The sequence below is a fragment of the Corynebacterium sp. genome, assembly GCF_012837295.1.
GTDB lineage: Bacteria > Actinomycetota > Actinomycetes > Mycobacteriales > Mycobacteriaceae > Corynebacterium.
In genome coordinates this window covers 1-2,208 of record NZ_DURI01000196.1, presented here as the reverse complement: position 1 = coordinate 2,208, position 2,208 = coordinate 1, and the positions used below count along the sequence as shown (strand labels likewise).

At 75.6% G+C, this 2,208-nt stretch carries 1 protein-coding gene and 2 pseudogenes; all 3 read right to left on the bottom strand.

Annotated features, from left to right (window positions below; translation table 11 throughout):
- A pseudogene (locus GX015_RS06585) lies at nt 1-259 on the bottom strand (hypothetical protein); the annotation flags it as partial.
- Nucleotides 256-1,425 (bottom strand): TadA family conjugal transfer-associated ATPase, encoded by a 1,170-nt coding sequence (locus GX015_RS06580; protein ID WP_291343753.1) that lies wholly within the window; start codon nt 1,423-1,425, stop codon nt 256-258. The gene GX015_RS06580 and the pseudogene GX015_RS06585, both read right to left, overlap by 4 nt.
- Before the next feature lie 8 nt (nt 1,426-1,433).
- Nucleotides 1,434-2,208: pseudogene (locus tag GX015_RS06575) on the bottom strand (hypothetical protein); the annotation flags it as partial.

The window sequence follows — 2,208 nt, the reverse complement described above, 5'->3', positions numbered from 1 at the left end:
GCCGCCGCGACTGCCCCACCAGCGACATCGCGGTCCGCGCCACCATCACCGCCGCCAACGCCACGTGCGGGCCGGCCAGCAGCAAGGGGGCGGCGGCCACAAACCACGCCCATCCGGGCAGCTTTGCGACGCCTCCCTCCCCGCCACCGCCCGCCCCGGCGCCGAGCTCGGGCACCCGGTCCCGCGGGGACGGCGACGGCCAGCCCCACAGCGCCGCCGCCAGCAGCAGCGGGGCCGCGGTCATGGTCAGCATGGTCATGGCGCCGCCCCTTCGCCCGCGCCGGCATCGCCGGTGAGACTCCGGAAGAGCCCCATCGCCTCGCCGGCGCCATCGCGGTGATGCCAGGCCGTGCGCACCCGCACCGGATTCCCGTCGAGCACCCCGATCTGCGCCAATCGCCGCGTCCCCGCGACCCGCTCGACGGCGAGCACCACCCGCAGCGCCGGGGCCAGCTGCGCATGCAGCGCGGAATGCCCGAGCCCGCCGAGCGCGCCCAAAGCCTCGAAACGCGCGGGCACGTCATCGGCGGTGTTGGCGTGGACGGTGCCGGCCCCGCCGTCGTGGCCGGTGTTGAGTGCGGCGAGCAGGTCGACGACCTCCGCCCCGCGGATCTCGCCGACGACGATCCGGTCCGGCCGCATGCGCAGCGCCTGGCGCAGCAGATCCCGCTGCGTGATCTCGCCGGCGCCCTCGATGTTCGGCGGCCGCGCCACCAGCTTCACCACGTGCGGATGCTCCGGGTGCAGCTCCGGGGTGTCCTCGACGCACAGGATCCGTTCGCGCTCCGGCACCTCGCCGAGCAGCGCAGACAGCAGCGTCGTCTTGCCGGTGCCGGTTCCTCCGACGACGACGAAGGCGCGTCGTGAAGCGATGACCCGCCGCACCATGTCCACCGCCGGCCCCTGCACCGACCCGGACGCCGCAAGATCGTCGAGGCCCATGGCCGCCCGGCGCAGCACGCGCAGGCTGATCAGCGTCGCGCGATCGGCCGGCGGCGACAGCATCGCGTGGACGCGCACCCCGGCATCGCCCGCGCCACCCGGCAAATGACCGTCGACGAAGGGCTGCGCGTCATCCAGCCGCCGCCCGCACGCCGACGCCAACCGGACGGCCAGGCGCCGCACCTCGGCGTCGTCGCGGAAGGTCGTGTCCGTCTGCTCCGGACCCGTGCCTCGGTCGATCCACACCTCGTCGGGCGCGGTGACCAGCACATCCGTCACACCGGGTATCCGCAGCAGCCGGTCGAGCGGCCCGGCCCCGACCAGCTCCCCGCGCAGCGTCCGCAGCAGCGCCAGCAGCTGCGCGTCGCCGACGACGCCACCGGTCTCCTCCCGCACCGCTCGCGCGATCTCGTCGGCGCCGATGCCCGCCGAGGACTCCACCAGCCGCCGCCGAACCCGGTCCAACAAACCCGAGTCGATCATCGCGCCCGTCACCGCCGCCTCCGCACGGGGTCGCCGCCCTCGGCGAGGTCCAGCACGGGCGTCAGGGCCCGCATGAGCTTGACGACGCTTCGCCCAAGGCCCTCGACCTCGATTTCCCTCGGCACCGATCGGATGTGGGGCAGCTCCGCGACGACGTCGAGTCCCGTCGCGAAGCGGACGTCGTCGAGGGTCACCCCGCCCGGGGCGGGCCACCGGACGACGGCCACCGGATCGCCGCCCAGGCCCCGCATCGCCGCGGCCCGGCGTGCGGCGGCGGCCAACCCCCGCACGGTGGCAGGGACGATGACGGCCAGCGCATCGGCGCGCGGTGCGATGGCGTCGGCGATGGCTCCGCTGCCCGGCAAATCCACCACGGCCGTGCCGCCCGCCCCGACGATCGCGTCGACGACGGCGGATACCGCCCGCGGGGTGATCGACCAACCGTCGTCCGCCCTGGATCTGGGCCCGGTGAGGATGCCCGGGCCGCTGTCATCGTGGCGGAACCCCGCTCCGCCGCGGGCGAGCACTCCCCGAATGCGGGCCCTGGGCACCGCGCCGAACAGCGCGTCGGCGTCGAGCGCCCCGGCTTCGGCTCGCACGTCCGGCCAGCGAACGCCCGGTTCGGCTTCGGCGCCGAGGAGCAGATCCGCCCCGCCGGAGAACTCGTCGGAGTCGACGAGCACCGTCTCCGCGTCCCGCGCAGCCGACATGGCCAGCACCGCCGCCGCGGTCGACGCGCCCGCTCCGCCGACCGCCGGGACGCACGCGATGACCCGGCCGGGC

Excerpts from the sequence above, each read along its gene's own strand:
- GX015_RS06580 (WP_291343753.1), bottom strand. The coding sequence starts at position 1,425 with ATGATCGACTCGGGTTTGTTGGACCGGGTTCGGCGGCGGCTGGTGGAG.